At 69.4% G+C, this 24,530-nt stretch carries 29 protein-coding genes and 1 pseudogene; 14 read left to right on the plus strand and 16 right to left on the minus strand.

What is annotated here, in order from left to right; translation table 11 throughout:
• The first annotated feature begins 1 nt into the window (after nucleotide 1).
• Entirely contained in the window at nucleotides 2-169 is a 168-nt protein-coding gene (locus ACFQRI_RS26300) for a Scr1 family TA system antitoxin-like transcriptional regulator (protein WP_380673315.1), read from the plus strand.
• Nucleotides 170-172: 3 nt separating this feature from the next.
• Nucleotides 173-391: a DUF397 domain-containing protein gene (locus tag ACFQRI_RS26305; RefSeq protein WP_380673215.1), complete on the plus strand. Its 219-nt coding sequence runs from the start codon at nucleotides 173-175 to the stop codon at nucleotides 389-391.
• 197 nt (nucleotides 392-588) lie between these two features.
• On the opposite strand, the gene ACFQRI_RS26310 is transcribed toward ACFQRI_RS26305, so the two are convergent.
• From ACFQRI_RS26310 to ACFQRI_RS26355, 10 genes are read right to left on the minus strand one after another with little or no spacing between them, the layout of a single operon-like run.
• The gene (locus ACFQRI_RS26310; RefSeq protein WP_380673217.1) at nucleotides 589-1,770 is read right to left on the minus strand and encodes an ArdC-like ssDNA-binding domain-containing protein; all 1,182 of its coding nucleotides are present in this window, start codon (nucleotides 1,768-1,770) and stop codon (nucleotides 589-591) included.
• A gap of 5 nt (nucleotides 1,771-1,775) precedes the next feature.
• Entirely contained in the window at nucleotides 1,776-1,958 is a 183-nt protein-coding gene (locus ACFQRI_RS26315) for a hypothetical protein (RefSeq protein ID WP_380673219.1), read from the minus strand.
• A 2-nt stretch (nucleotides 1,959-1,960) separates the two neighbouring features.
• Nucleotides 1,961-2,407, minus strand: coding sequence for a hypothetical protein (locus tag ACFQRI_RS26320; RefSeq protein ID WP_380673221.1), 447 nt, complete (start codon nucleotides 2,405-2,407; stop codon nucleotides 1,961-1,963).
• 5 nt (nucleotides 2,408-2,412) lie between these two features.
• Nucleotides 2,413-3,762 carry a DnaB-like helicase N-terminal domain-containing protein gene (locus tag ACFQRI_RS26325; RefSeq protein WP_380673223.1) on the minus strand — a complete coding sequence of 450 codons (1,350 nt, stop codon included), beginning with the start codon at nucleotides 3,760-3,762 and terminating at the stop codon, nucleotides 2,413-2,415.
• Nucleotides 3,759-3,995 carry a hypothetical protein gene (locus ACFQRI_RS26330; RefSeq protein WP_380673225.1) on the minus strand — a complete coding sequence of 79 codons (237 nt, stop codon included), beginning with the start codon at nucleotides 3,993-3,995 and terminating at the stop codon, nucleotides 3,759-3,761. The genes ACFQRI_RS26325 and ACFQRI_RS26330 overlap by 4 nt, the downstream gene beginning before the upstream one ends.
• Nucleotides 3,996-4,004: 9 nt before the next feature.
• Nucleotides 4,005-4,508, minus strand: coding sequence for a hypothetical protein (locus tag ACFQRI_RS26335; RefSeq protein WP_380673227.1), 504 nt, complete (start codon nucleotides 4,506-4,508; stop codon nucleotides 4,005-4,007).
• Between the two features lie 2 nt (nucleotides 4,509-4,510).
• Nucleotides 4,511-5,092, minus strand: coding sequence for a GGDEF domain-containing protein (locus tag ACFQRI_RS26340; RefSeq protein WP_380673229.1), 582 nt, complete (start codon nucleotides 5,090-5,092; stop codon nucleotides 4,511-4,513).
• Between the two features lie 20 nt (nucleotides 5,093-5,112).
• Nucleotides 5,113-6,126, minus strand: coding sequence for a peptidoglycan DD-metalloendopeptidase family protein (locus tag ACFQRI_RS26345; RefSeq protein ID WP_380673231.1), 1,014 nt, complete (start codon nucleotides 6,124-6,126; stop codon nucleotides 5,113-5,115).
• On the minus strand, nucleotides 6,126-6,575 hold the full coding sequence (locus ACFQRI_RS26350) for a hypothetical protein (protein WP_380673233.1): 450 nt from the start codon (nucleotides 6,573-6,575) through the stop codon (nucleotides 6,126-6,128). Before ACFQRI_RS26350 ends, ACFQRI_RS26345 begins: the two co-directional genes overlap by 1 nt.
• Nucleotides 6,576-6,634: 59 nt before the next feature.
• Entirely contained in the window at nucleotides 6,635-6,913 is a 279-nt protein-coding gene (locus ACFQRI_RS26355; protein ID WP_380673235.1) for a helix-turn-helix domain-containing protein, read from the minus strand.
• Between the two features lie 163 nt (nucleotides 6,914-7,076).
• On the opposite strand from ACFQRI_RS26355, the gene ACFQRI_RS26360 reads away from it, so the two are divergent.
• The 8 genes from ACFQRI_RS26360 (at nucleotide 7,077) to ACFQRI_RS26395 (ending at nucleotide 15,110) form a co-directional block, all read left to right on the plus strand.
• Complete coding sequence (locus ACFQRI_RS26360) at nucleotides 7,077-7,700, plus strand: DUF6668 family protein (RefSeq protein WP_380673237.1); 624 nt, start codon at nucleotides 7,077-7,079, stop codon at nucleotides 7,698-7,700.
• A gap of 104 nt (nucleotides 7,701-7,804) precedes the next feature.
• On the plus strand, nucleotides 7,805-8,008 hold the full coding sequence (locus ACFQRI_RS26365) for a hypothetical protein (RefSeq protein ID WP_380673239.1): 204 nt from the start codon (nucleotides 7,805-7,807) through the stop codon (nucleotides 8,006-8,008).
• A complete protein-coding gene (locus tag ACFQRI_RS26370) occupies nucleotides 8,005-8,727 on the plus strand; it encodes a DUF8175 domain-containg protein (RefSeq protein WP_380673241.1) in 723 nt (240 codons plus the stop codon). The genes ACFQRI_RS26365 and ACFQRI_RS26370 overlap by 4 nt, the downstream gene beginning before the upstream one ends.
• A gap of 1 nt (nucleotide 8,728) precedes the next feature.
• Nucleotides 8,729-9,979, plus strand: coding sequence for a hypothetical protein (locus tag ACFQRI_RS26375; protein ID WP_380673243.1), 1,251 nt, complete (start codon nucleotides 8,729-8,731; stop codon nucleotides 9,977-9,979).
• Complete coding sequence (locus ACFQRI_RS26380) at nucleotides 9,976-11,487, plus strand: SCO6880 family protein (protein WP_380673245.1); 1,512 nt, start codon at nucleotides 9,976-9,978, stop codon at nucleotides 11,485-11,487. The genes ACFQRI_RS26375 and ACFQRI_RS26380 overlap by 4 nt, the downstream gene beginning before the upstream one ends.
• 85 nt (nucleotides 11,488-11,572) lie before the next feature.
• Complete coding sequence (locus tag ACFQRI_RS26385; protein ID WP_380673247.1) at nucleotides 11,573-12,934, plus strand: hypothetical protein; 1,362 nt, start codon at nucleotides 11,573-11,575, stop codon at nucleotides 12,932-12,934.
• On the plus strand, nucleotides 12,931-14,685 hold the full coding sequence (locus tag ACFQRI_RS26390; RefSeq protein ID WP_380673249.1) for a type IV secretory system conjugative DNA transfer family protein: 1,755 nt from the start codon (nucleotides 12,931-12,933) through the stop codon (nucleotides 14,683-14,685). Before ACFQRI_RS26385 ends, ACFQRI_RS26390 begins: the two co-directional genes overlap by 4 nt.
• The gene (locus tag ACFQRI_RS26395; protein WP_380673251.1) at nucleotides 14,685-15,110 is read left to right on the plus strand and encodes a DUF4913 domain-containing protein; all 426 of its coding nucleotides are present in this window, start codon (nucleotides 14,685-14,687) and stop codon (nucleotides 15,108-15,110) included. The genes ACFQRI_RS26390 and ACFQRI_RS26395 overlap by 1 nt, the downstream gene beginning before the upstream one ends.
• A gap of 454 nt (nucleotides 15,111-15,564) precedes the next feature.
• Here ACFQRI_RS26395 and ACFQRI_RS26400 read toward each other — a convergent pair.
• From ACFQRI_RS26400 to ACFQRI_RS26410, 3 genes and pseudogenes are all read right to left on the minus strand, one after another.
• Nucleotides 15,565-15,753: pseudogene (locus tag ACFQRI_RS26400) on the minus strand (DNA translocase FtsK); the annotation flags it as partial.
• 874 nt (nucleotides 15,754-16,627) lie between these two features.
• Complete coding sequence (locus ACFQRI_RS26405; protein ID WP_380673253.1) at nucleotides 16,628-18,163, minus strand: relaxase/mobilization nuclease domain-containing protein; 1,536 nt, start codon at nucleotides 18,161-18,163, stop codon at nucleotides 16,628-16,630.
• Entirely contained in the window at nucleotides 18,160-18,588 is a 429-nt protein-coding gene (locus ACFQRI_RS26410) for a plasmid mobilization protein (protein WP_380673255.1), read from the minus strand. Before ACFQRI_RS26410 ends, ACFQRI_RS26405 begins: the two co-directional genes overlap by 4 nt.
• 225 nt (nucleotides 18,589-18,813) lie before the next feature.
• Between ACFQRI_RS26410 and ACFQRI_RS26415 the strand changes: the two genes are divergently transcribed.
• Nucleotides 18,814-19,218: a hypothetical protein gene (locus ACFQRI_RS26415; protein WP_380673257.1), complete on the plus strand. Its 405-nt coding sequence runs from the start codon at nucleotides 18,814-18,816 to the stop codon at nucleotides 19,216-19,218.
• 109 nt (nucleotides 19,219-19,327) lie between these two features.
• Here the strand turns inward: ACFQRI_RS26415 and ACFQRI_RS26420 are convergent, their stop codons facing one another.
• On the minus strand, nucleotides 19,328-20,362 hold the full coding sequence (locus tag ACFQRI_RS26420; protein ID WP_380673259.1) for a hypothetical protein: 1,035 nt from the start codon (nucleotides 20,360-20,362) through the stop codon (nucleotides 19,328-19,330).
• Nucleotides 20,363-20,683: 321 nt separating this feature from the next.
• Nucleotides 20,684-21,799, minus strand: a complete 1,116-nt coding sequence (locus ACFQRI_RS26425; protein WP_380673261.1) for a coiled-coil domain-containing protein — start codon at nucleotides 21,797-21,799, stop codon at nucleotides 20,684-20,686.
• Between the two features lie 261 nt (nucleotides 21,800-22,060).
• On the opposite strand from ACFQRI_RS26425, the gene ACFQRI_RS26430 reads away from it, so the two are divergent.
• On the plus strand, nucleotides 22,061-22,807 hold the full coding sequence (locus tag ACFQRI_RS26430) for a hypothetical protein (protein ID WP_380673263.1): 747 nt from the start codon (nucleotides 22,061-22,063) through the stop codon (nucleotides 22,805-22,807).
• Between the two features lie 4 nt (nucleotides 22,808-22,811).
• On the opposite strand, the gene ACFQRI_RS26435 is transcribed toward ACFQRI_RS26430, so the two are convergent.
• Nucleotides 22,812-23,510 carry a CAAX protease gene (locus ACFQRI_RS26435; RefSeq protein ID WP_380673265.1) on the minus strand — a complete coding sequence of 233 codons (699 nt, stop codon included), beginning with the start codon at nucleotides 23,508-23,510 and terminating at the stop codon, nucleotides 22,812-22,814.
• A 163-nt stretch (nucleotides 23,511-23,673) separates the two neighbouring features.
• Here ACFQRI_RS26435 and ACFQRI_RS26440 point away from each other — a divergent pair, with 163 nt between their 5' ends.
• Together ACFQRI_RS26440 and ACFQRI_RS26445 are read left to right on the plus strand one after the other, a co-directional pair.
• Nucleotides 23,674-24,060 (plus strand): GNAT family N-acetyltransferase, encoded by a 387-nt coding sequence (locus ACFQRI_RS26440; RefSeq protein WP_380673267.1) that lies wholly within the window; start codon nucleotides 23,674-23,676, stop codon nucleotides 24,058-24,060.
• An 80-nt stretch (nucleotides 24,061-24,140) separates the two neighbouring features.
• Nucleotides 24,141-24,515, plus strand: coding sequence for a hypothetical protein (locus ACFQRI_RS26445; RefSeq protein ID WP_380673269.1), 375 nt, complete (start codon nucleotides 24,141-24,143; stop codon nucleotides 24,513-24,515).
• Nucleotides 24,516-24,530 lie beyond the last annotated feature (15 nt).

Consider the following 24,530-nt stretch of genomic DNA (forward strand, 5'->3'; position numbering starts at 1 on the left):
GGTGGGCGATCCTGGGGTCGTCTACGAGGAAGTTCTCCTCGGCGGCCGCTACCACGAAGACCCCGAGGAGATCGCCCTCTACGACAGAGCGATCACCCGCCTGCAAGCGCTCGCCGAAACCCAGGAAGACTCACGAGCAATCTTGCAGCGGGCACGAAAGGAGGTGTGAGACGTGGATGACCAGCAGCTCGACGTGCTGCGGGACGTCGAGTTCCGGAAGTCGAGCTTCAGCGCACAGCAAGGAAACTGTGTCGAGGTCGGCTTCGCCGCTGATGGTGGCCGATGGCTGCGGGACTCGAAGGACCGCAGCAAGCCGGCGCACTACTTCACCCCCGCCGAGTGGGAGGCATTCCTCCTCGGCGTGCGGAACGGCGAGTTCGACACGCACTGATCACGCGCCTGACGTACGAGGCGCCTGAACAAGAAGAAGTCCTCCCGGCCAGACCTGGTGGCCGGGAGGACTTCTTTGTTGCGCGAGCCCGCGGAGCTCGCACCGGATGATGCCGCACCGGCTCGCGTCGTGGGACGCGACCGGCCGCATCAACCGTCGGAAACCCTCGTACGGTGCTTCTTTCGTGCGCCCGAGGTTCAGCGGTGCAGCTCGGTGCGGTCGTGGCCGCTGGCCAGGCTTGCCCGGGGCCGGGTTGCCTCGGCGGCGCTGGTTGGCCGGGTTGCTGGTGGCGCGCTGGTCGCCGCTTGCTGGGCGAGCTGGGCGGCGGACCGGGGCGTGTTCGTCTCGGCGGCTGGTTCGGGTGTGCGGGCGTTGTCGTTGATCGCGGCCGCGGCGTGGTGTGTGGCGGCCGAGCGCTGGTGCAAGGCTTCGGGGTCGTGCTCGGGTGTTGCTGTGGGCGGTTGGATGTCGTCGATGATCTGCCCGGCTGTGCCGACGACCTTGGTGGCGGTGGCGCGGACGACGTCGGCGGGGTTGTCCTTACCGGCCCAGCCGGCGACGTAGGGAAACGAGTTGTCGCTGGTGTCGTAGCCGAAGTGGTCGGCGATGAGGTAGGCGACTGATTCGGCTTCGACTTCGCCGATGCCGCGGTGGTGGCCGGGTTCGTCGGGGTCGCGGTTGGCGGGGTCGTGCATGAGCATGTGCCCGACCTCGTGGGCCAGCGTGAGCGCTTCCTGCGCGGGCGCTTGACCTGGGGTGATGTTGATGCGTTTGTCCAGGAAGGACGTATAGCCGTCCTCGCCTTGCATCGACGGTTCGGCGGTGAGGGTGAAGCCGTTGTTCTCGGCGATGCTGGCCAGGCCGTCGTAGAGGCCCTCGGGCGCGGGACCGTCGAGCGAGACGGGGTTGGGGATCGGCAGCTGAGGGAGGGGCTCGCCTTCGGTCTGGGTGACGTCGAAGACCTTGACCGGGAGCGACCCGACCATGCTCCGGACGGGTTTCGCGCCGTGGGGTACCTGGTCTTTCTTGATTGGCTTGCCGTTGTCGACGAGCGTGCCGTCCTTCTCGCGCCAGCCGGTGATGGCGAATTTCGGGGCGAGGATGGTCATGCCCTTCTCGCCCTTGCGGACCTGGCGTCCGAGGTCCTGCCACTGGCGGTAGCCCATGACCTTGGTGGCATCGGGCCGCTGCTGGGCGATCAGGATGATGTTATTGAACGAGTACGACCTGAACTTGCTGGCCACGGCCAGCCACCGGGCCCAGTCGTCGCCGGTGGTGATGTTGTCGACGTACTCGCTGATCTGCTGGTGGGCCGCGTTGAGTTTCTCGTCGCGGGCGGCGCGGGCCTGCTCGGGGGAGCGCCGTGCTGGCTTGGCCATGACGCTCACTCCTCACGGTCGAGGTCCGGGACCGTCATGCCGGCCTGGCGCATGGCCGCGGTGAGCGCGGCGATCTGCTTTTCGTGCCGGGCGACGCTGGCGGTGAGTTCGTCGATGGTGTCCTGCTGTTCGGCGATGGTGTCCTGCAACGAGGTCACGAGGTCACCGACCGGGATCTGCTGGGTCATGATCATCCGTCCTTCCGGATCGAGTTCGAGGTCACGTGGGTGTCGTCGCCGATTCCGAGGTCGTGGGCCACGGCGAGGACTTCGGCCAGCGGGACGATCACGCGAGCACCGTGGGGTGCGGGGATGCGCCAGCGCTGGAACCGCATCCAGCGCCCGTAACCGCTGGTCTTCCGCAGGGTGCTCGGGATCGGGGCGTGGGGATCGACGGTGCTCAGAGCCTGGCCGAGCGCGGCTTCAAACTGCATCAGCCGACGGCGCCAGTGCTGTTCGTCGGTTGTGTAGACGAACAGCTCCAGTTCGCGCTCGCCGTTCGCGTAGGCCTCGATGCGGGTGAAGTTCGGTGCCGCTGAAGGACCGACAGCGGCCTGCAGTGCGGTGCAGGCGCGGCGGGCCGCCCGCCGGAGCACGGCTCCGAAGCTCTCGCCGCGCGAGGCGGTGGTGGCTGGCATCGGTGTCACCTCCCGTTTTCGGCAGTTCGATGCCGGGGCTTGTGCAGCGGAATCGCGGCACAGGGCTGCTGCGCCGAGCTCGGTGCTCGCGGGGTTGTGGGGGAGTGGCCGGGCTGGGCTGTTTGCGCGAGTTGGGCGGCAGGGCTCGCTGCGCGTCGGGCCATGTGCAGGACCCCTTCGAGCGCGCTGCTGGAGGTGTGCAGCACATCCGAGGGCTGCAGCCCGGGATGCTGGGCTGCAGCCGTGACCGACTCCGAGGCCGTGGCGGTCAGGCGTTCCAGCGAGCCCCGCAGCACGCCTTCGGCGCAGTGGTGGGCGTGGTCGCGTCCCAGCGGGATGCTGTGGCCGAGTTCGGCCAGTTCGTCGATCTCCAGGCCGTCACCGTGGTTCGGTGCTTGGCGCTGCTGCTCCCAGGCCACGGTCACGGCATCCACGCGCGTGTGGGTACTGAACCGCTGTGCGTGCACGGCGCTGGCGGCGCGGAAGGTGTTGCCGAGCTCCTGGTCGCCGAAGTCGCGTGGCTGGACACGGTCGGCGAGCTCGTCGAGCACGAAGGGGTCGGCGAGGACTTCGGCGACCAGGCCGTATTCCGCGTCGTGCTGGGCGTTGGCATCGAGGCGGGGGCCGTCGGCCAGCAGCGGGTCGCGCGCGGCGCGCTCGGGGCGCGTGGCGGCCTCGGTCTGCGGCGCGGTGTCGGCCAGCCCGTCCCACCGGCGGCGGGCGTCGTCGACTTCGGTCAGGGCGTGTTCGACAACGTCGAGCATTCCGGCGAGGTCGCTGCTGGTTTCGGCAGCGTGTCCGACGCGGATGCCGGCGGCTTGTACCTGACGTCGGATGGAGGCTTCGAGAACGATCTGGCCGTAGGCCTCGGGCTGCGCGGCGTGGATCGGCGGGGCCGCGGCGATGAGATCGTGTAGCCCTGGCGCGGTCAGCGTGGTGTTGCGCTGCACCGACGGGTCGGGGTCGGCCTGGAGCCGCTGCAGCACGGTGACCGGGTCAATACCCGGAACCTCGTGGTGTTCTCGCATCCGCCGGGCGTGTTGGGCGATCTTGTCCTGCTCGCTGCGTTCGACGATCTCGCCGTCGACGAGTTCGTAGACGGTCGAGTCGTAGGCGACGCCCCCGACGACCAGGTCGTCGCCGAGGACGTCGCGGTGGAAGTCGAAGTCCTCGCCGTCCTCGTCGCGCTCGGCCGCGTCGTGCTCGGCGACCATCTCGGAGAGCACGCGGTAGAGGTGCTGGTGGGCCGGGGAGCGGAAATCCTCGGCCTGCAGCCAGTCCAGGGAGCGGATCTGCGCGGGCCCGGTCAGCAGGGTGCCCAGCAGCGCCTTCTCGGCGAAGTCGCGGGGAGTCATGACCTCCCCCCGTTCCTGGTGGCGCGGACGCTGGCGATCAGCCGCTGAGCGTGCTGATCGAGCCGCTCGGCTTCGGCGTCCTCGGCGGGTTGGTAGTCGGCGTGGCCGCGGGGGATGACCCACCACTGGTCGGCGTAGTGCACCGGCCCGGGGGTGCCTTCGGGAAGCAGCGCGGCGGCCTCGCCGGTGCTCAGGGCCTGGCGCATGACTTCTTCGCTGATGGTGCTGTGCACGGGTACTCCTTAGAAGGTGTTTTCGCAGATCACGCCGTCGTCGGTCGCGGCCGAGTGCAGCAGTTCGAGCAGGGTTTCGGGCTCGGTGATCTCGTCTCGGTTGTCGATCCACCAGCCTGCTCGGTCCAGGCTGCGGGCGGTTTCCTCGGCGGGATCGAAGCCCTCGGCCGCGTTGTCCTCCTCGACGGCCCAGGCATACAGGCCGCGCATCGCCTGATGCCGCAGGCGGGCAGCCCACGCGACCTGTCCGTCGGTGCCGACCAGGGGCGGCATCTGGTTGTCGGTGGCCCACTGCTCGGCGGCCTCGGCCTCCTCGGCGCGCTTGTGCGCCTTCCATTCCTCGGTGCTCATCCGAGGCTCCATGCCCTGGGATTTGCGCCAGCAGTCGGTGCAGTCCTTCTTGGCCAGCCAGGCGGCCAGGGTCGCGCGCTTGTGCGCCGGTTTGCTGCTGAGATCGCGCTCCTCGACGTCCCCGCAGCTGTGTTTGATCGTCCAATGTGTCTTGACGGGCATGCTCAGCTCCTCACTTGTTTCGTGCGGCGTTTGGCCTGGTACATCTCGGCATCGGCGGCGGCCAGCGCGTCGGGTAACGCGGGGGCGGCGCTGATGCCCAGCGACGCGCCGACCTTCAGCGTCAGCGCGTCGCCGAGGTGGATCGGGGCGGACAGGGCTGCCTGCAGCGCCTCAGGCTGGATCAGCCCCCGCCGCGTGCGGGTGGCGAAGGCCAGTTCGTCGCCGCCGAGGCGGCCGAGGACGGCGACCTGATCCAGACAACGGGTGAGCCGGTGGCCGACCACGCGGAGCACGGCGTCGCCGACCTGGTGGCCGTAGGTGTCGTTGACCTGCTTGAAGTCGTCGAGATCGATGACTCCGGCCAGCCCGGATCGGGCGCACCAGATGCGGGCGGCGGCGTGCTCCCACGCGGCGCGGGTCAGCAGACCGGTGACGGGGTCGCGCTGGGTCTCGGCGAGCTGGCGTGTGCACCGCCGTAGTTGGTGGGCGGTGGCGGCCCAGCCTGCGACGGCCACGGCGGTCGCGGTGGCCGCGATCGGGACGCCGCGCGCGCTGCGCGGATTCGGAATCCACCACCCACTCATGCTCGGTCTCCTTCCAGAGGTCATCCGCACAGCGGCGCGGCGCCGTGCTGCTGGTGGAAGCTGACGGGGTTGACCGGCTCGCCGTTCTGCTCGACCTGGTAGTGCAGGTGCGGGCCGGTGGATTCGCCGCGGTTGCCGATCTCGGCGATCTGCTGGCCAGCGGCCACCTGCTGGCCGACCTCGACGAGGTTTCGGTTGTTGTGCCCGTAGACGGTGATCACGCCGCCGGGGTGCTGGATCTTGACCCACAGCCCGTAGCCGGAGGCGGGTCCGGCAGCGATCACGGTGCCCGCCGAGGCGGCCAGGATCGGGGTGCCGATCGGGCCTGCGATGTCCTGGCCCTTGTGGAACTCGCCCCACCGGGCCCCGAAGCCGCTGCTGCAGCGGCCCTCGGCCGGGGTGACCCAGCCACCAGGGGCACCGCCTCCGGGCTGCGGGGCGGGCATCGACATCTCGGCGGTCATTGCGCGGATCCGGCGCACGTAGTTCTGTGTCTCGGAGTAGGGCGGGATGCCGTTGTACTTCTGCACCGCGCCGAAACCGGCGTTGTAGGCGGCCAGGGCGAGGTCGACGACGTCGCCGGGCACGTCGTGTTCGCGCACCAGGGCCACCTGGTCGCACATGTAGGCGGCCTGGGAGGCGATGGCGTCGGCGGGGTTGTTCGGGTCGCGCACGCCGTCGCCGTCACCGTCCACTCCGGAGGATTGCCAGGTGGCGGGCATGAACTGCGTCAGCCCTTGGGCGCCGACGGGGCTGACGGCGTTTTCGTCCCATCCGGATTCCTGCTGGATTTGGGCCGCGAGCAGGGGAGCGGTGATCTCCGGGCAGGTCTGCGCGGCTTTCTCGATCAGCGGGACGTACTTCTCCGGTACCGCACCGGGCTTGAGGCGTGCTCCGGCGCCGACGGTGCCGATGCCGCCGGTGGCCTGGGCCTGCTGGTGGGCGGCGCCGACGGCCATGACGAGGAGCACGCCGGCCATGAGCACGGCCAGGAAACCGACCAGGGCGCAGCCGAGACCGCCGTTGCGCGACATCACGGCTGCCCCGCTTGGGTGATCTGCAGCTGGTCGACCAGCACGGAACCGTGCTCGGTGCTGGTGGTGCAGTAGGCGGTGACCTCAGGCAGCTGCTGCTGCCAACCGCCAGTGCCGATCGCGGTGCGCGCGATCTGCACGGCCGCGTAGTGCCGGCCGTGGTCAGCCGGGGGTGGCGCGTCTCCGATGTAGGGCACCGCATGCGCGGAGATCCGCGCATGGTGGGCGTTCCATTCGCGCCATTCGGACGTGGGCCGCGCGGGCGGGGCGCTGGCGGTGGTGGCCTGCAGCGCGGGGGTGCCCCAGCGTTCGGCGGCGCGCAGCCGGGCGGCCGAGGGGTCGGAGTCGGTGCGGGTGTCCGGCGAGAGCCAGGCGATGGCCGCCTGGGTGCAGACCTCGCGGGCCTGCTGCGGAGGGTTACTCGGGGCCGGGGCGGCCGCCGGGGGCACCGGCGCGGTGGGCTCTGCGGCGCACCCGGCGGCCGCTCCAGCGGCCAGCAGCGCGGCGGCTACTGCTCGCCAGTGCTGCCTTCGCCCTCCTCGGCGGGGTCGCGGATCTGCAGCTGATCGAGCAGCGCCGATTTGCTGAACCGCCACTCCTTGCCCAGCCGGGAGGCACCGTTGATGTGCCCGCCCGAGGCCAAGTTCCGCACCGTTTTCTCGGTCATGCGCAGTACGAGGGCTGCTTCCTTGGTGGTCAGCAGTTCGGGCATGTCCGCGACGGCGGCGCGCCAGCGCTGCGCGGTCATCGGCAGTTCGGGGTTCGCCTCCTCGGGCGGCTCGCTCATCTCGCCAGCTCATTCCTCAATCGACCTCACGGACGTTGGTCATTCTCGCCCCTGCGGGTAGGGGCGGCGTCGTCAGGCACACCATAGAGCCACTTGGCGACGTTTAACAACCTTTAAGGTCGTTTGTGGTTGCTTGAATCCCTTTATGGGCTAGTATGGGCGTGTGACGACCAATGAGTTCTCTCCAGCCCCGGCGGCGCTCGCGCCGTTCCGGTGGGCAGCGGGCCGCCGCTCCGCAGCGGAGGTGGCCGCTACCCAGGCGGGCTTGGCCGGAGTGCAGCCGCCTCCGACCTGGCGCCAGGTCCCGACCTGGCCCGGGCTGATTCCGCGGCATCCGGACGCCGGGAACCCTGATCCGCAGTTTTGGCTGGTCGGGCTGCATGGCGGCGCGGGCGTATCCACGCTGACCGCGGCCTGGCCGGCGGCCGGTGACGCCCGGAGGTACATGCCGTCTGGTCACCCGGCCCAGTCGCCCTACGCGGTCGCGGTCACGCGCACCCACCGCGAAGGCCTGGAACACGCCCGCGACTTCGCCCGCCAGGTCGTGTGCGCCTTGATCCCGCCGCAGGTCCAGGTCCTCGGCCTGGTGCTGGTGCCCGATCTCGACCGGCGCCCCAGCCGCGAGATGCGACAGCTCGCCAAGGTCGTGGCCTCGGCCTATCCGCGCTGCTGGCGGGCGCCGTGGGTGCCCGAGTGGCGCAATCACCGGCCCACGCCGGAAAACCTCCCGCGGGCAGCCGCCGGCATCGCCGACGATCTTGCCGAGCTCACCCGAAAGGACAGCTGATCATGTTGTTGACCACTGCAGTCGACGTGCTGGCACAGGCGCCAGCACCACCGTCCATCCCGAATCCTGGTGCCCCCGTTGCCCCTCCCGGCGCGGGCGGCGTCATGACGATGCTGCGCTGGGTGCTCTGGGGCGTCTTCGCGGTCTGCTTCGCCGGTACCGCCTGGATCGCCGGGAAGATGGCCATCGAGCACAACACGCCGCACGGCGGCGGGCACGCAGTCGCCGGGCTCTGGAAGCCGCTGGCGGGCGCGATCATCGCCACCAACATCACCGGGATTCTGGCGGGGGTGGCGACGTTCTCATGACCACCACTGACCAGCAGCCGCAGCAGCAGCGCCGTCGGCGGCGGCGCATCACCGGTATCGCCGCGATCGTGTTCCTGGTCGTGATCGCCGCGGTCGCGGTGTTCGTCGCGGTCACCGGCGGCGAGTCGAGCAGTCCGCGGCCAGTTCCCCCGTCCCGGCCGAGCGCTCCGGCTCCGTCGACCGATAGCCCGGTGGAGGGCAACCAGGCACTGCCGACCAGGGCCCCGCAGGTGCGTTGGGAAGTCGTCCAGGGCATCGCCTTGCCGATCTCCCAGGAAGCCGGGCCGGGCATGCAGGGGGGTGCGGTGGCCGCGGACTACCAGCGTTCCCCGGTCGGTGCGCTGCTGGCGTCCATGCAGATCAGCACCCGCTACCTGGTGCTGCCCGGCGATGGATGGCGGCAGGTCACCGAGCACCAGGTTCTCCCCGGGCCGGGCCGGGACGCCTACATCAAGGCGCGCTCGTCGGCCGGAGATGACCTCGGCTCCGCGCGGTCGCAGTTCGCCGGGTTCCGGTTCGTCACCTACACCCCGGACGAGGCAGTGATCCAGCTGGCCAGCCGCGCGGCCAACGGCGGCCTGGTCGGCACCACGGTCACCGTCCGCTGGTCCGAGGGCGACTGGAAGCTCGAACTGCAACCCAACGGCGCGGTCTCGCCGGGCGCGACCCAGCTGGCTGACCTCAGCTACTACACCCCGTTCTCGGCAGGGGTGAACTGACATGGCCATGTGCGACAAGCCCGAGATGATGATGGTCTGCGCAACCAACCCGGCCATGCAGGCCGGCGACCTCATCGGGCAAGCCGCAGGCAGCGCCGCAGGCAAGGCGTTCAACGAGTGGATGCAGGGCATGGCCGACGCCATGCTCGACGCGATGGGCAAGATGATGGGCTACCTGTGGACCTGGTGGGTCCACATCCCCACGCCCGGGATCTCGGCAACGCAAGGCCCCGTGGCCCAGATCCAGCACCACCTGGCCTGGTACATGTTCATCTTCGGGTTCCTGGGCCTTCTGATCGGCGCAGCGAAACTCGCGCTGGCCGACAACGGCGGCCAGCAACTCCGCGAAACCGGCCAGGGCCTGGGCCGCTGGATCCTGCTGTCCACAGCGGGCACCGCCGGGCTCAGCCTCGCTGTCCAGGCCGGTGATGCCTTCAGCACCTGGATCATCCACCGCGCCGCAGGCAAGGATCTCGGCGCCGCGGTCGGCGGCTACCTGTTGTTCAGCAGCACACCAGGGGCGAGTCAGACCCTGATCATCATCCTCGCGCTCATCGCCCTCATTGCCGCGTTCGTGCAGGCCGCGCTGATGTTCGTGCGCGCGGGCATGTTGGTTCTGTGCGCCGGGGTGCTGCCGCTGGCGGCCGCGGCCGGAATCGGCGGCGGCGCGGGCAAAAAGACCCTGGACAAGATCCTCGCCTGGATGATCGCGTTCGTCCTGTTCAAGCCCACCGCGGCCGTGGTCTACGCGGCCAGCTTTTGGACGATCAGCGCCGATGACCCCAACGCGCAGCTCGCCGGGATCTTCATGGTGGTGCTGGCTTCCTGCGCCATGCCTGCGCTGATGCGCGTGATCACCCCGCACGTCGAAGGACTCACCGGCTCGGGTGGCAGCAGCGGCGCAGGCATGGCCGCCGGCCAGGCGGCCGCTTCCGGCGCGCGGATGCTCAGCTCCGGCTCCGGCAGCAGCAGTGCGGGCCGCTCCGGAGGCGGTGGCGGCGGCGGTGGCCACCGGCCCGGTTTGACCTCGCCCAGCGGCGCAGGCGGCTCGACCGGTGCGTCGACGGCCAAGACCGCCGCCGCAACCAAGACCGCCGGGGCGGCCACGGCCGCCGCAGGACCGGTCGGTGCGGTGGCCGCCGTCGGTCTTGCAGGCAAAAAGGCAGCGCAGTCCGCCGCCGACCGCGGTTCTCGACCCAATGACCAGGATCAGCCCAGCGGCTCGCAGGGCTCGCAGGGAGGTAAGTCATGACCAACACCATCGAAGACACCCGGGCCGCCGCGGCGGCCGCCGAGCCGCGCTACGGCAATTGGCGCAAGCCCAAGTCCTTCGGGCTGTTCGGGCTCAGCCTGGGCGCCACCATGACTGCGTTCGCCTGGTTGCTGACCAGCTTCGTGGTCATGATGATCTCGCTCCCGTTGGGCTGGGGCCTGCTGGGCCTTGGGGTGCTGGTCCTGGCCCCGCTGGCCCTGCGGGTGCGCGGCCGCACCCTCTACTCCCTGCTGATCGCCAATCTGGCGTTCCAGCGAGGTCGTCGCCGCCGTCAGCATCTGCACCTGGCGGGTCCTCTCGGTGTGGTCCCCGGCTCCACGCACCGGCTGCCCGGGCTGCTTGCGGCCACGAACCTGCACGAGGCCCAGGACTCCTACGGCCGCGAGTTCGGCCTGCTCGAACACACCGGTACCGGGCAGTGCACCGCGGTCCTGCGCGTCGACTCCGAGGGCTCCTCGCTGGTTGATCAGGACACCGTCGACCAGTGGGTCGCCGGCTGGGGCGACTGGCTGGCCCGGCTCAGCCAGGTGCCCAGCCTCGACAGCGTGCAGGTGACGGTCGAAACCGCCGGGGACTCCGGGCAGCGCCTGGCCGCCGAGGTCGACCGGATCACCAGCCCCGACAGCCCCGACCTGGCCAGCCAGGTGCTCGCCGAGGCCGCCGCCGACTACCCGGCCGCGGCCGCGGCCGTGCACACCCGGGTGGCCATCACCTGGCGGTCGCAGGCAACCCAGGGAGCCAAGCCGCGTGATCTGGCCGAGATGGCCGCCGAGATCGGCGCGCGCCTGCCTGCCCTGGGCCGGGACCTGGCGCTGACCGGTGCGGGCTCGGCGCGGCCGATGACCGTCCAGCAGCTCGCCGAGGCCACCTTCGTGGCCTACAACCCCGAGCAGGCCGACGACCTCGACCGCGCGCGGGGGCAAGCAGACATCAGCTGGACCTCCGCTGGCCCGGCAGGAGTCGCCGTCGAAAAGCGCGACCGCTACCTGCACGGCGGCGGCATCAGCGTCGTTGAGGCGATGGAGGAAGCCCCGCGCGGCGCGGTGCTCTCCAGCGTGCTGTCCGACCTGTTGGCTCCGCACCCGGACTTCACCCGCAAGCGGGTGGTGCTGCACTACCGGCCGCACGACCCGGGCACCGCGGCAACGATCGTCGAGCGCGACCTGCGCAACGCGCGCAGCAACGCCACACAGCGCCGGACCATGCAGGCCCGCGACGAGTCCGATGTCCGCGCCGCGATGCAGCAAACCGACGAGGAAGCCTCCGGCGCCGGACTCGTGTCCTTCGGCCTGATCGCCACGGCCACCGTGCTCGATACCGACCAGCTCCGTACCGCCGAGGCCACGCTGCACAACAGCGCGGCCGCCTCGCGGCTGCGGCTGCGGCGCGTCTACGGCGGCCAGACCGCAGCGTTCGCCATTGGCCTCGGCTTCGGGATCCAGCCCGAAGCTCTGGCCACCCTGGGCGGCCTGTTTGAGGGGGAGTGAGCACATGACCAGCACCATCGCCCCAACCCGAACCGGGTTCCGCGGGCCACTTGCCGGGCGGGCCTCCTATGTGGAGGCCCCACCGATGTGGCGGGCAACCACCGTGCAGGCCTGCGGGCTGTGGCCCTTCGGGGTCGCCTCCGGCGCGCCGACGATCGGCACCCCGATCGGACAGCACGCCGACAACGGCGCAGCGGTGTGCTTCGACCCGATCAGCTGGTTCTCCCGCGCCCAGCTGATCAGCACCCCCATCGAGTACATCCTGGGCAAGCCCGGGCTCGGCAAGTCCACGTTCGTGCGCCGCCAGGTCATCGGGGCGGCTGCCCAGGGCGTCACGCCCCTGGTGCTCGGTGACCTGCGGCCGGACTACGTCGACGTCGTGCGCGCCCTCGGTGGCCAGGTGCTGCGGCTCGGCCGCGGCCTGGGCTCCCTGAACCCCCTCGATGTCGGGGCGCTCGGGCAGATCATCCCGCAGCTGTCCGAGCGCGCGGCCGACCAGGTGCGCGCCGAGGTCCACGGGCGTCGCCTGCACATGGTCGCCTCACTGGTCGAGCTCGTGCGCGGCACCCGCGTGAGCGACCACGAAGAAACGATCCTCTCGGCCGCGATCCGCATCCTCGATCGACGCTTCGAAGGCCACCCAGCGCCGCTGCTGCACGACCTGATCGCCCTGCTCGACGAAGGCCCGGAGGAACTGCGGCGCTACACCCTCGCGCGCGGCTCGGAGGAGGCCTACCGGTCCGCGGTCGACCCGCTGCACCTGAGCTTGCTGGCCACCTGCGACGGCGCGTTCGGCGACGTCTTCTCCAAGCCCTCCACGGTGCACATCGACGCCTCCGCGACGGCGGTGTGCATCGACGTCAGCGCACTGCCGCTGCACGACAAGCGCCTCACCGCGGCCGTGCTCCTGGCCAGCTGGAACCACGGATTCGGCGCGATCGAGGCCTCGAACAAGCTCGCCGACGCCGGCCAGGGCCCGCAGCGCCGATTCTTCGTGATCATGGACGAGCTCTGGCGGGTACTGCGGCACGGGCTCGTCGAGCGCCTCGACGAGATGACCCGCATCAATCGCGAATGGGCAACGGCGTGCGCCTACATCACGCACTCGTCACTGGATGCCGAGACCGCCGAGCGGCCCGAAGACCGGGCCGCCGCACGCGGCTTCATCGAACGCGCCGGTGCCGTTGTGGAGTTCGGGCTCCCGCGCCGGGAGGTCGATGACCTGGGCCAGATCATCGCCCATTCCCATGCCGAGCGCCGCCGTCTCACCGAGTGGTCGGCGCCCGGGGCGTGGAACCACGACGAAGGCACCCCGGAGCCCCCGCCGGGGCAGGGCAAGTGCCTGATCAAGGTCGGAAGCCGACCGGGCATCCCGACGCAGGTGATGCTCACCGAGGCCGAGCGGCGCGCCGGGGTGCACGACACGAACCGGAGGTGGCAGGAATGAGCACGAGCAAGCCCGGCATGCCCGGTCACCCGATGCTGCCCCTGGCCGCCATCGGCGCCTACATGGCGGGCTCGCTGCTGGTGTGGCTGGCCGCCGGACTCGGCGGGCTCATGGCCGGCACCGGCTGGACCGGCGGCACCCCGCTGACCACGGTGGTCGACCTGGCGCTGGGCACCGCCACCTGGCCCGGCACCGCCGGGTGGCTCGCCCTGGCCGGACTCGTGCTCGTCCTGGCCGCCCCCGCCATCCTGGTCGGGCTGCAGATCGCACGGCGACGGAAGGGCCGCAAGCGCGTCGACGCCGCTACCCCGCACCTGGCTACACGCGACGACTTCGCGGCCTACGCTCCCGAGGGCGTTGCTGCGTCGGCCCGTCGGTTGCGTCCTTCCTCCACGATCAGCAACGACCCAGCCGACCACGGCATGCTGGTCGGCGACGCATTGCCCAGCAACACCGAGATCCGTTCCAGCTGGGAAGACGTCAGCGTGGTCATCGCCGGGCCCCGGACCGGGAAGTCGACCGCGCAGGTCATCCCGCAGATCGTCGAGGCCCCAGGCCCTGTGTTGGCGACCTCGAATAAGCGCGACATCCACGACGCCACCCGGGGAGTGCGCGAGCAGCTCGGAACCTGCTGGGTGTTCGACCCGCAAGGCATTGCCGACGCCCAGCCGTCCTTTTGGTACAACCCGCTTCGGCGTGTCACCGGACCTCGTCGCGCCGCGGAGCTGGTGAGCCACTTCGCCGCCAACTCCCGTGGCCCGGACGCGAAGACCGATGCCTATTTCGATGGCGAAGGCGAGAACTTGTGCTCGTACGCGATGCTCGCTGCTGCCCGTGCCGGCCTCACCTTGACCGAGGTCTACACCTGGTGCGCCAATCACCGCGCTGCTGAAAAGGCCGTCACCCACCTGGAAAACGCTGGTGACCAACTCCTCGCCGTCAAGCTGCAGTCCCTGGTCGACGCCCCGGAGAAGCAGCGAGAGGGTGTTTTCGCCTCCGCATTGAAGTTGTTGAAGTGCCTGGAAGAACCCACTGTTCTGCAGTGGGTCTCCCCACCACCGGACGGGGAGGACCGTCCGGAATTCGACCCGCACGCTTTCGTGCGCTCGCGCGACACCGCCTTCCTCCTCTCCCGGGAGGGCGTGGGTTCTGCTGGTCCGCTCACCGCGGCCATGAGCGCCGACATCCTCGAAGTCGTCAACGAAATCGGGGCTCATTCACCTGGTGCACGCATCGACCCACCGCTGTTGCCGATCCTCGATGAGGCCGCGAACGTAGTCCGCATCCGCGATCTGCCCGATCTCGTTTCCCATCTCGGATCGCGCGGAGCTCCGCTGAAGATCATCCTGCAGAGCTGGGAGCAAGGCGCGGAGGCCTGGGGCCGCTCGGGGATCCAGAAGATCTGGGACGCCGCCAACGTCCGAATCTACGGCGGCGGTTCGGCCGACGCTGAGTTCCTCGAACGGCTCTCGAAGTTGATCGGCCAGCACGACGACACCGTGTGGTCGGTGTCGGTCGACCGCTCCGGCGGCGGCTCGAAGTCGAGCTCAGTGCGGGAACGCCGCATCCTCGACGTCAGCGAACTGCAAGCCCTCCAGCGCGACAGGATGATCGCGTTCCTGTCCGGGTCACGACCGATCCTGCTCGCACCGCGTGCGTGGATGACCGGACCGCACGCCGGAGGAATCCGCTACAGCTTGGCCCGCTACGACCCGGGTCACGATGACGATGACGCAGAGGGGGCAGCCTGATGACCGACGAATGGGACGAAGCGCTCATCGAAGCCGACGACAACGGTGGTGAGGACGCTGAGTCTGATCAACCAGAACCGCTGTACTCCTCCGTTGAGGAGTGGGTCATCGGCTGGTTCGCTCCGATCATCCGGCGCAAGCTCACCGGCGACCACTGCTGGTGTCCGCAGTGGTGGCAGCACCCCGAGGTGATCAGCCGCCTCGACGCGTTGTGGCGGTCGTGGGAAGGGCTGCGTCTTGATGCGACCACGGGGATGAGCGTGTGGTGGCGCGATCATTTCGGCCCGCACTGGGCCGAACTGGTCGACCGCGATCGCTCGCCCATGAGCCAGTGCCATCCCAAGGACGGTCACGTGGGTGAGTACCCCGAACTGCCGGTGGAGCGCGCTCCCGCCGGCACCTGGGGCACCGCCCCAGAATCCTGACCCGACCTGGTCGACCCACGAACGCACCGCGCCCCTCGGGAATCATTCCCGAGGGGCGCGGTGCGTGTGTTCCCGCGATCTACCTGTCGCGCTCGTGGCCGTGCAAGCGGTTCATCCACGGCCGGTGGCGAGGGTGCCGAGCACCGTCGCTCTCAGCCGCGGACTCGGGCCGCGGCTGCTGAGTCAGGTCGAGGTCATCGGGGGCTGCCTGCCCAGCGAGCCGTGCGGCCTCGGACCCATCAGCCCACCGCTCGGGCTCGCCGTGCTCGACTGCTTCGGTGGCCTCCGCGGTTTGGGGGTCGACGTGGATACGCGAGCCGTGCTTGTCCGGTTCGATCTCGACGACATCGGGCTCGGCCCCCTCCGGTCGCTCGGTGCTCGCGCCGTCAGGGGCTGCTTCTGCTTCACCGCTCGGCGGCCCGCTCGGCGAGGGGGGAGCACCGTCGAGGTGCAGCTCCACGGTTGCCGGTGATGCCAACACTTCCCGCGCCAGCGACCCCTCTCTGGGACCGACAATCCCGCGATGCTGCAGCGCATCCATCAGCTGCTCGGCTTCAGCGATGTCTACGTGCAGCTTGCGTTGCAGCATCGAGGTGGAGCCGAACTGGGACCGCGCAACCAGCTCCGCTGCATCGCGAACCAAGGCCGGTTCCTTCACCTCGACCGCGGCGGGCTCGGCCGCGGCATGGTCGGCTGACGGGGTCGCGGCACGTGCGCTGGCTTCGCGGTCTTGCTGCGCCTCGAAGGCCTCTGGGGTCAGGATGTTGTCGGGCTCGGGGTGGGTGTTGAGGTGCCGTTCCATGCGCCAGTGCAGCACCGCTCCGACGTCCCGTGCGTGCCCGGCAGCATCGGTGGAGTCCAGTGGCCGCTGCCGTCGGACGTGGGCCAGCAGCAGCTCCGGGCTGTACCCGTTTTCGGCCGCTCGTTCCATGCTCTGTTGCAGGGCGCCCCAGCCTTCAGAGTGCAGTACCTGCTCGGCCTCGTCCTCATCGAGAGCGGCGGCCACACGCTGCAGCTGCAGGTCCTGGACTGGGTCACCGCTGGAGTACGTTTCCGCCAGCGATGGGCCCGAGTCCGTAGCTCCTGCGCTGGTACCGCGCGTTTCTTCTTCTCGCTGAAGTAGCAGCATCAGGGCGGCGTAGTCGTCGCTGGTGCGCTGGTGCTCGTTGTCGGGCTGCCAGTGCACGCCGGCCGCACCGAGGCGCCGCTGGACCTGGGAAAGAGCTCGCGCGGCGCGCGTGTCGAACGGTGCCCACACGGCAGCAGAGGCCAGCGCCTGGCCGAGCTCGCGGGGGTCGCCCTCCAAGGTTCGCAGGCGGCGCCAGCTGGCCGCGGCCAGCTCTCGCTCGGCACGGAGCCGCTGCTGCAGCGCCCGAGCCTGCTCTTCGGCCTCGCGGGCTGCGCGCTCGGCACGCCGGGCGTGCAGCTGCATCCCCATTTCGAGGGCGGACAGCGCCATCGAGGCATACACGGCGATCTTCCTGGACGTCGTGCCGACCGCCTCGGTCGTCTCGTCGTTACCGACCATCACGTCCCTCATCCCTTCGCTCGGTCAAGCCACCTCGCGGCTGCTCGCCGCGCTGCTCCTGCTGTTCACGCTGCTGGCGTTCTTGTTGCTCGCGCTGTTCCTGCTCGCGCTGCGCTTCGGCCTGGAGCTGCTGCGGCGACGGGGTCCGGCGGATGTGCTCCAACATCTCCGCGGCCGCCCGCGCTGAACGCTCCGCCTGCTCCTTCCGTCCTGCGAGCTCGTGCGCCCGCTCCAGGGCCTGCACGAGGCGGCCCAACTGCATCGTCACGGTCGCGATCGCGATCGGGCCGCTGTGCGAGACCAGGGCGGCATCGGCGACTGCGCGCGCGACGCCGGCCATCGGCGCCAGCACGTCGACGCGGGGCGGATCCGGCTCCTCCTCGGCGGTCTGCGCGGCCGACGCGAGTGCGTCTGCCGCGCGCGACAGTTGCTGGCGGTGGCCGGGCTCGACCCGGTGCGCAAGAGCTGCCAGCACGCCCGCGGTTTCACGGGAAGCGCTGCTCCAGGTCGCGGCATCGGTGGGCTCGATCTGCTCCAGCCGCGTGCGCATCTCGGCGATGCGCTGCCCGGCTTCATCCCATGCCTCCGCCCGCAGCCGACGGTTCGCCAGTTGACGACCGGTTGGCATGTCCCGCCAGCCTGTCGGGTGCCATGCCCGGCGGTCGTCGGCGGCCTGCTCGGACCCGGGTTCGGGCCAGGCCGTGCGCAGCGAGCCGAGCGAGAGGTCCTCGGCCAACTTCGCGCCGCCGAACCACACCGGCTTTTCGCCGGTGGGCGGTTTCAGCGCGACGCTGTAGCCCACCGGCAGCTCCTTGCCGTCCTCCCACCGGGCACCGACCAACACCCCGGACCGGCGCAGCCGCTGCAGGAACTCAGCCTCGGTGCGTGCACCGGCGGCCGCGCCGCGGACCTCGCGCGCCAGCTCCGTCCGCGCGGGCTCGTTCCGGCCCTGCCGCTGCGCGGACTCCAGTTCCGCGCGGGTGACACCCGGCATCCCCGCACCGCGGCTGCGGCCGGTCCGCAGTCCCCACTTTGCGGCGAAGTGCTCGCGCACCTCGCGCCACTTGCCGTAGTCGCCGCGGATGTCCGGAACGGTGCCGTTCTCGCGGCACAGCGACGCCACGAAGTGGATGTGATCGTTGCCGTTGGTGGACTTGCCGTGCCGCATTGCGATCCACGGCACGGCCGCCTGACCGTCCTCATCGGTGAAGCCGAGCTTCTCGGCGCCGGCACGGGCGACCTCGGCCCACTGCTCGTCGGTCAGCTCGCCGTCGGGCGCGTCGATGGACACCGAGGTGTGGTAGACGTGCCCGCCGGGTTCGCGGCCAAACAGACGCAGCGGCGCCTCCATCTCACGGGCCAGCAAGCCACGCTCGAAGGAGTCGAGCTCGTGCTGCAGGAAGCTCTCATCCCAAGCCGCCACCATGTGCGGATTGGTGTGCTCGTTGTGCCGCCCCGGGCCCCACAGGTATTCCAGCAGGCCACGTGTCCGCGACCCGCGCTTCGGGCTGACCTTCGTAATCATGTCCGCGGCTTCAGTTCCGGGGCGATCGAGGCGAGCACGTCGTCCAAGCGTTGTTCCATGCGCGCGATTCGCTCGGCGTGATGCCAGGCTTCCGGCGGGATCTCGCCCGTGGCGTTCGCACCCTTGGTCAGCTGGTTCAGGTTCGTCGACGAACCGCGCAAGATGCGCTTCACCGCGTACAGCTCAGCCACCAGTGCACGCGCTTGCGGCGGCGTCATCGACGGGCCGTCAGCGCCAGCAGCGAGGCTCTGCATCCCAGCAAGCGCGAGATAGCTCGGCACGGTCAATCCGCTGGCAGCAGCACGCGCGGCGAGCTTCTCGTGCTCGTCTTCGGTAACGCGCACGTAGATCTGTTTACGACGGCCGCCGTTGTGGCGGATGCGTCGTCGACTGTTTGAGGTCGACGAGTCGTCAGCAGCGGACACAACACCTCCCAGAGCGCAGCGACGGACACACCCCAGTGTGGCCGATTGACTAGCCCCAAGCTAGTCAATCTTTTAGATCAGCCTGGCTGATCTACTATCTTGCTCTGCTGGAAGCAGGATCCAAGGCTCTCTGCAGGTGACACCATAGATGGCTAGCCATGTAGCACCCGAAACGACGCAGGAAGTTCGGCGCAAAGGTCGGACCTAGGCGTTAGCCTGGAGCACATGAGCACTGATCCCGTGAAGGCGGCACAGGAGATCGAAGCCCAGCGATCTCGCGACCGCGTTAAGCTGATCAAAGACCTCCGGGACGCCGTCGAAGCCGACTCCAAAATCAGCGACGTCGAAGCGGCGCTCCAGAAGGCTGTGAGCTCGCTTCCCTCCTCCGTTGATGGTGCAGTTCAGAACGCGCTCAAGGCCGTCGAGGAGCTCCGCAAGGGCACGCATGAAGCCGTGGCGCAGCAACGCCGCGCAGCCCGCCAGGCTGGTTGGGAAAATAGCCAGCTCGTCGATCTCGGGCTTGCAAAGAGCAAGTCGAAGCGGCGCACGGCCAGCAAGCCAGCATCGCAGCCATCGAACACCGACACGGCGTCAGGCGCAGCTGACGCACAATCCCTCGGCGAAGGCTGATTGAGCCGTCTCCGGCTTCTAACGGCACGTTCGCGCCCTCCAGACCACAGCAGGAACAAGTGGCGGGGTCGCACCGATCGGTGCGACCCCGCCACTTGTTCCTGCTGTGTTACCGCGCCAGCGTCAGTTGACGATCGTTGCTGTTCTGATCGACGGCACTGTGAGCGTACTTCTGCACCCATCGGGTACTGACCCGGAGCGCTCGCGACACTGCGGTCGTTCCCTGTACATCGAGGTTGATCTGACCGAGGAGTTCACGCAGCATCGCCCAGTCCTCGGGAGTTCGTGCATCCTCGGTCGTCAGGATCTGTTCCGTCTCGCGAAGCTGCTCCTGCAGCCGCTCTCGCTCGGCCTCGCGCTGCCGGACTGCCGAGTTAAGATCCCGAACCTGCTGCTGCGCCTGAGCAGCTTCCTCCCTTGCGGTCTCCACGGCTTTCGCCGCCGCCGCTTCAGCATCACGGGCACGCTGCTCTGCAGCCTCGATCTGCTCATTGATTCCGCGTGAGGTCGACGTCCACGGCGAGTGCTGTTCAAGCTTGGCCAGGTCATCGGCATGCTGCAGCATCGCAAGCTCGTCGAGCAGGCGAATCCGCTGCTCCTCGTCATGTGCCACGTTCGACACTCGGAGCGCCCTCGCAAGCCGCTGGTTCCGAAACAGGGCCTTGTCCGCCTTTGCCAACCGGGCCGCACGTCGCGCCGCACGGTCGCGCGTCAAGGCAACGGCAGTGCGGCCTTCGTTAGCAAGCCCGAGCCGGGAAAGCAGGCGCTCTCGCATCTCGACCAACACCCGAGCCATCGTGCTGGTCGTCGCTGCATCACGGCGCTTGCGTAGTTCAATTCCCAGCGCCATATGCAGGGAGATGACCCCGAGGACCGGCCCAAGCAGAACCCGAGCGATTCCGGCAATTGGACCCGACAGTGCAAGGGCAGCGTAAGCAGAGAAACCACACAACGACCAGGCCAGCACTCGCGGTGCGCCGCCAGCCTCACCCGTTGCCTGCACGTTGCGGTGCATCGCATACCCGCACGCAACGAGAGCCATCTCAATGACGGCGAACATCGCGATGCGCTCCGGTAGAGCCTCGATGCCAAGTTCGTCACCGAAAAAGCGCCAGCTCGTGTCAGCCGAAACGAACATCGACATCGCAGCGGAGGTGTAGAACAGGTGCGCCGGCGTAGCTGAGGCCCGCACACGAGCCGTGAGGCGCCGACCCACGACCGTAGCGACCCACAAGGCTCCAGCAGCCGCCACAAGGGCGATCAGAGCCACGAGAGCGGTCGGAAGCGGCGGGGTTTGGAGCAGGCCACCCACCACGGGCACCGCTCGATGGATATCGGGCATCATGTTCCTTGCCTCTCTTCAGGGGCGGCTGGCGGGCGACGTTCTTTCCGGGACTGGCGCCCGCCAGTCTCATTTCCTTGCGCCGGGACACCGGCGCGGTCAGCAGCAGGTCGGTCCGCTACCTCACGAGGCATCCTCCTCCGCGGTGTCATCGGTGGAAGGTTCCCGGAGCAAAGACCTCAACTGCTCAAACTGTTCGTTCGCAGTGCGGCGTTGCTCGGCGAGCTCCTGGCGGTGGTCCGCGCGTACCGCTGCGAGTTCATCGCGATGCTCGGCGCGGGCCTGCGCCAGTTCGTTGCGCAACGCGGCCATCTCCTTGCGTGCCTCGTCGAGCTCGGAGCGCACGCGCGCCGCGTCGTTTTCAGCGTGCTGCGCACGCTCTTCGGCGCGTGCGCGCGCCTGCTCTGCCTTAGCGGCTTCGCTGCGCATGGACTCGACCTCACCTTCGGCGCGTGCGCGAACCTCCTCAAGCTCGGCGGCGTGGGCTGTGGTCTGTTCACTGAGGATCCGGTCGCGCTCGGTCCGGACCTCGCGCGCGTCGTTTTCAGCGTCGGCGCGTACCTGAGCGATCTCCTCATCGGCTTCATGCCGTGCGCGCTGTGCTTCCTCGCGTGCGGCCTCAGCTTCGTGTCGTGCGCGCTCAGCCTCGTTGACCGCTTCCTGCGTCGCCGCGTCGGCGTCTTCGCGCGCCGCGACTTCCTCAGCGAGTTCGCGTTGCGCCGCTGCCAGCTCATCCGCCAAGTCGTCGCGTTCCGATTCGATCTCGGCGACTTGACGGGCGGCCTTGCGGCGCTCGACATCGACCTGACGAGCCGCTGCATCAAGATCGCCCAGGTCAGCCAGCGTACGCAGGTAGTCCGGGAGCTCAGCCAGGAGTCGGTCGATCCGTTCGGCGACGACGTGAGCCTGCTCGGTGGCACTCCGACCCACATCGAGCAGGGGGCGCTGCCCCGCGTCCTCCACGGCCGCGGTCGCCGGCGTCTCGGCAGCCTGCGCCCGTTCGCTGCGGCGTCGCTTGAGGTTTCCCGCGTTCGTGCGGTTGTGCACGACACCGTCCGGTCCCGGCCGCTGGCAATACTTCCCTGGACGTCCGGGCTGCCCGGCTCGGGTAACGGGGTTGTTGCAGCCATCGGGCCATGCGCACGTCGGGCTGCCCCCGTGCGCACCTTCGGCGGAGTCGTGCGCATCCGCGGCGTCATCGTGCGCGGAGTCGGTGTCCGCGTGCGCGTGCTCGGTCATGCCGACGATCATACTGTTTCATTTCGTATCGAGTCAAATCGTATCGGTGTTTCGTTTTGTATCGTATCGTCGTTTTGTATCCGGCGAAATCCGATACGATATGCGAATGCACATGATCGAAACCGCGCATAACTCCACTTATGTGCGGTACGCACATGCGCAGGGCAGCGCAGTGGTCTCCGTGCGCGGCCAGGACGCACAGCGCCGGGAAGGACGCGGGCGGGTGCGCGTGTTCGGATTCGTCAGTGATTTCCTGACGGCATGGCCACTCCGCCGCGCGTGCACCGCGCCGAGCTCGCCGCTGCCCTCGCGCGCATCAGTGCGCGGCGAGTCAAGGTCGACGATCCCGACCGCGAACAGCTGCCCGATTCACCGGAGGCTGACCCGCGGGAAGTGCTCGACTACCTGCAAAAACACTCCGGGCCGCACATCCCGCGGTGGGTGCTGCAGGCCGAGGTCCTCGACGCGCTGACGCTGTTGAACTGGTTGTGGTGGCAAGACCAGGCCCGGGAGCACTACTGGCTGCAGGCCGGCCGGGAGCGCGGGCTGTTCCTGGCCCAGCTCGGCGCACAGCGCGGCATCGGCAAACAGGGCATCCGCGACCGGATCGACCGCGGCGAAGCCCTGCTGCTCTTCCACCGGCCCGATGAACAGCTCACCCGGGAAGCGCGCCGCAACGCCACCGCGGCGCGTGGTCGGCGCGGCGCCGAGCTCGCCTGGATCGCCGAGCACCGCGTCGAGCTGCACGAGCTGATCAGCGGCCTGCTCGCCCAGGCTGACCAGCACCAGCTCCACGACACCCAGCGCGAATGGCTCGATGAACTGGCCGCCGACGCCCGCGCCGACGACCTCACCCCCGCGACGATGGTCGTGCTCGGCCTGGCCTGCGCCGAACTACGCAACGCCCCCGGCGTCCTGACCCTCGACAGCGCCCGTCAGCAGACCGTGCACACACTGCTGGCGCACGCCGACCGGCTGCGCTCGCGCTTCGCCGACTGCAGCCGCTGAAGCCTCACCCCGGCGCGTCGGCGAGCAGCGCTGGCGTGTGGGACCGGTGAGCCAGCCATTGCCCGACCGGCTCGGAGATCCAGGACACCAGCGTGATGATGTCCTGGTGGATCTCCGCTGGGCTCCGCCGGGTGCGCGTACCCGGCACGCGCACCCCCGCGATCACCGGCTCGCAGTGGCTGATCCTGTTGCGCAGGGCATAAACCCGCTGCGCGACCGCGTGCACATCCGCGCGCACCAACGTCGATCCCGGGAACGCGAAGCGCAGGGCCGGACGCCACAACGTCGCGTCGTAGTAGCGGCGGGTGCGAAACGGCTTTTGCCCCACCCAGCCGCCGGCTTCGAGCAGCTGAATCCAGAACCCCATCGGCAGGCGCGCGACCACCCGACCCGGAGGGCTGTCCTGATTGGACCCGCTGTCCTTCCACGCCTTGGCGACCGCCTCCTGGCCGCGTTCGTCGAGCAGCTCCGGGTTGGCCCACCACCGCGGCTCGTAGCGTTCAGTGAGGACGTCGTTCATCGCGTTGCGCAGCACGACCTCGGCGACGCCGAGATCGCGATGCATGCTCGACGCCAGGTCGCTGCCCAGCAGGTACAGCGAGATCGGCGAACGTTCCCACTCCGGGGCATGCCGGTGATAGGTCCCGAGCCTCTCGGCGGACAGCAGCGATTCCAGCTCCTCGGGCACGGTGTGATCGGACACGCGCCCGTTCTACCACCCCAGCGCCGCGTAGCCCGTGCTATGCTTGCGCTCGAAGTCCCCCGGTTAGCCAGCACCCCAGGTGCGCGCCGGGGGTTTTTATTTGCTCCAGTGCGTTTCTCCCGGTAGTGAGGCTGGCCGAGGCCCGCGACGCGGGCGAGTCGACATGTGCACCGGCGGTGACCGGCTGATGATGGTTGCCGTGGGGGTTCCGTACCGGCCTGACCGGCCAGTGGTTGTGGAGATCGTGCGCGCGCCCGCCCGGGTGCCGGCCGGGATCACCTACCTCGACGTATACGTCGACGGCGTGCCGGTCGGCGATCTCCTGCTACGGGTGTGCGAGCCGTGCGAGCGCGCGGTGATCGAGCACCTGCGGATCGATCACCAGTACACCCGACAGGGACTGGGCCGACGCCTGGTCGAGGCCGCGACTGCCCAGCACCCCGGATACGCCTGGTCCACCACGGAGATCTCCGATGCCCCCTCGGCGCGCGGTTTCGCTGCCGCCGCCTCTCGCCCGGCCCGCCGGTGCCGACGTGGTGCGAGCACATGAGGGCTGCCGACGCTCTCATGCCCTGACCTGGGGCTTAAATCCCCAGCGAGCCGGTGGGCCTGCTCGCTACCGTCCCGACCATGACAAACAACATCAACACGACCGCCTCGGCGGCCGACCAGCTCTGGGTGCTCACTCGCACCGGCCTGCGTATCCGTGGTGACCAGCTTGTCGGCATCGGTTTCGAAAGGGCGCACTTCGACAGCAGCGACACGCCTCCGTACCGGGTTTTCGGTCATGTCGCCTACGACCCCGAACGCACACACGACCTCGCTCGCTGCGCCGACGAGGCCGCCGCGAACGAGTGCGTCCGCAAGATCCTGGAGCTACTGGCACGCGACCACCGCGGGTACGGCGTCCTCCAGATCGGCCGTCACACCGGCGCGGTGTCGATCTCCCGACCGAAGAAGCCTGCCCCGGAGAAGTCCGTCCGGGGCGAGGTTTCGTCACCGTGACTATTCGTGACCCGG

This window comes from Saccharopolyspora griseoalba, assembly GCF_042665275.1.
Lineage (GTDB): Bacteria > Actinomycetota > Actinomycetes > Mycobacteriales > Pseudonocardiaceae > Saccharopolyspora > Saccharopolyspora griseoalba.

Bases quoted from the DNA above. Each gene is read 5' to 3' on its own strand.
- ACFQRI_RS26310 (WP_380673217.1), bottom strand. From the start codon at position 1,770: ATGGCCAAGCCAGCACGGCGCTCCCCCGAGCAGGCCCGCGCCGCCCGC.
- ACFQRI_RS26315 (WP_380673219.1), bottom strand. From the start codon at position 1,958: ATGACCCAGCAGATCCCGGTCGGTGACCTCGTGACCTCGTTGCAGGAC.
- ACFQRI_RS26320 (WP_380673221.1), bottom strand. From the start codon at position 2,407: ATGCCAGCCACCACCGCCTCGCGCGGCGAGAGCTTCGGAGCCGTGCTC.
- ACFQRI_RS26325 (WP_380673223.1), bottom strand. From the start codon at position 3,762: ATGACTCCCCGCGACTTCGCCGAGAAGGCGCTGCTGGGCACCCTGCTG.
- ACFQRI_RS26335 (WP_380673227.1), bottom strand. From the start codon at position 4,508: ATGCCCGTCAAGACACATTGGACGATCAAACACAGCTGCGGGGACGTC.
- ACFQRI_RS26340 (WP_380673229.1), bottom strand. From the start codon at position 5,092: ATGAGTGGGTGGTGGATTCCGAATCCGCGCAGCGCGCGCGGCGTCCCG.
- ACFQRI_RS26345 (WP_380673231.1), bottom strand. From the start codon at position 6,126: ATGTCGCGCAACGGCGGTCTCGGCTGCGCCCTGGTCGGTTTCCTGGCC.
- ACFQRI_RS26355 (WP_380673235.1), bottom strand. From the start codon at position 6,913: ATGAGCGAGCCGCCCGAGGAGGCGAACCCCGAACTGCCGATGACCGCG.
- ACFQRI_RS26365 (WP_380673239.1), top strand. From the start codon at position 7,805: ATGACGATGCTGCGCTGGGTGCTCTGGGGCGTCTTCGCGGTCTGCTTC.
- ACFQRI_RS26370 (WP_380673241.1), top strand. From the start codon at position 8,005: ATGACCACCACTGACCAGCAGCCGCAGCAGCAGCGCCGTCGGCGGCGG.
- ACFQRI_RS26375 (WP_380673243.1), top strand. From the start codon at position 8,729: ATGGCCATGTGCGACAAGCCCGAGATGATGATGGTCTGCGCAACCAAC.
- ACFQRI_RS26380 (WP_380673245.1), top strand. From the start codon at position 9,976: ATGACCAACACCATCGAAGACACCCGGGCCGCCGCGGCGGCCGCCGAG.
- ACFQRI_RS26385 (WP_380673247.1), top strand. From the start codon at position 11,573: ATGTGGCGGGCAACCACCGTGCAGGCCTGCGGGCTGTGGCCCTTCGGG.
- ACFQRI_RS26390 (WP_380673249.1), top strand. From the start codon at position 12,931: ATGAGCACGAGCAAGCCCGGCATGCCCGGTCACCCGATGCTGCCCCTG.
- ACFQRI_RS26395 (WP_380673251.1), top strand. From the start codon at position 14,685: ATGACCGACGAATGGGACGAAGCGCTCATCGAAGCCGACGACAACGGT.
- ACFQRI_RS26405 (WP_380673253.1), bottom strand. From the start codon at position 18,163: ATGATTACGAAGGTCAGCCCGAAGCGCGGGTCGCGGACACGTGGCCTG.
- ACFQRI_RS26415 (WP_380673257.1), top strand. From the start codon at position 18,814: ATGAGCACTGATCCCGTGAAGGCGGCACAGGAGATCGAAGCCCAGCGA.
- ACFQRI_RS26420 (WP_380673259.1), bottom strand. From the start codon at position 20,362: ATGTCGATGTTCGTTTCGGCTGACACGAGCTGGCGCTTTTTCGGTGAC.
- ACFQRI_RS26425 (WP_380673261.1), bottom strand. From the start codon at position 21,799: ATGACCGAGCACGCGCACGCGGACACCGACTCCGCGCACGATGACGCC.
- ACFQRI_RS26430 (WP_380673263.1), top strand. From the start codon at position 22,061: ATGGCCACTCCGCCGCGCGTGCACCGCGCCGAGCTCGCCGCTGCCCTC.
- ACFQRI_RS26440 (WP_380673267.1), top strand. From the start codon at position 23,674: ATGTGCACCGGCGGTGACCGGCTGATGATGGTTGCCGTGGGGGTTCCG.
- ACFQRI_RS26445 (WP_380673269.1), top strand. From the start codon at position 24,141: ATGACAAACAACATCAACACGACCGCCTCGGCGGCCGACCAGCTCTGG.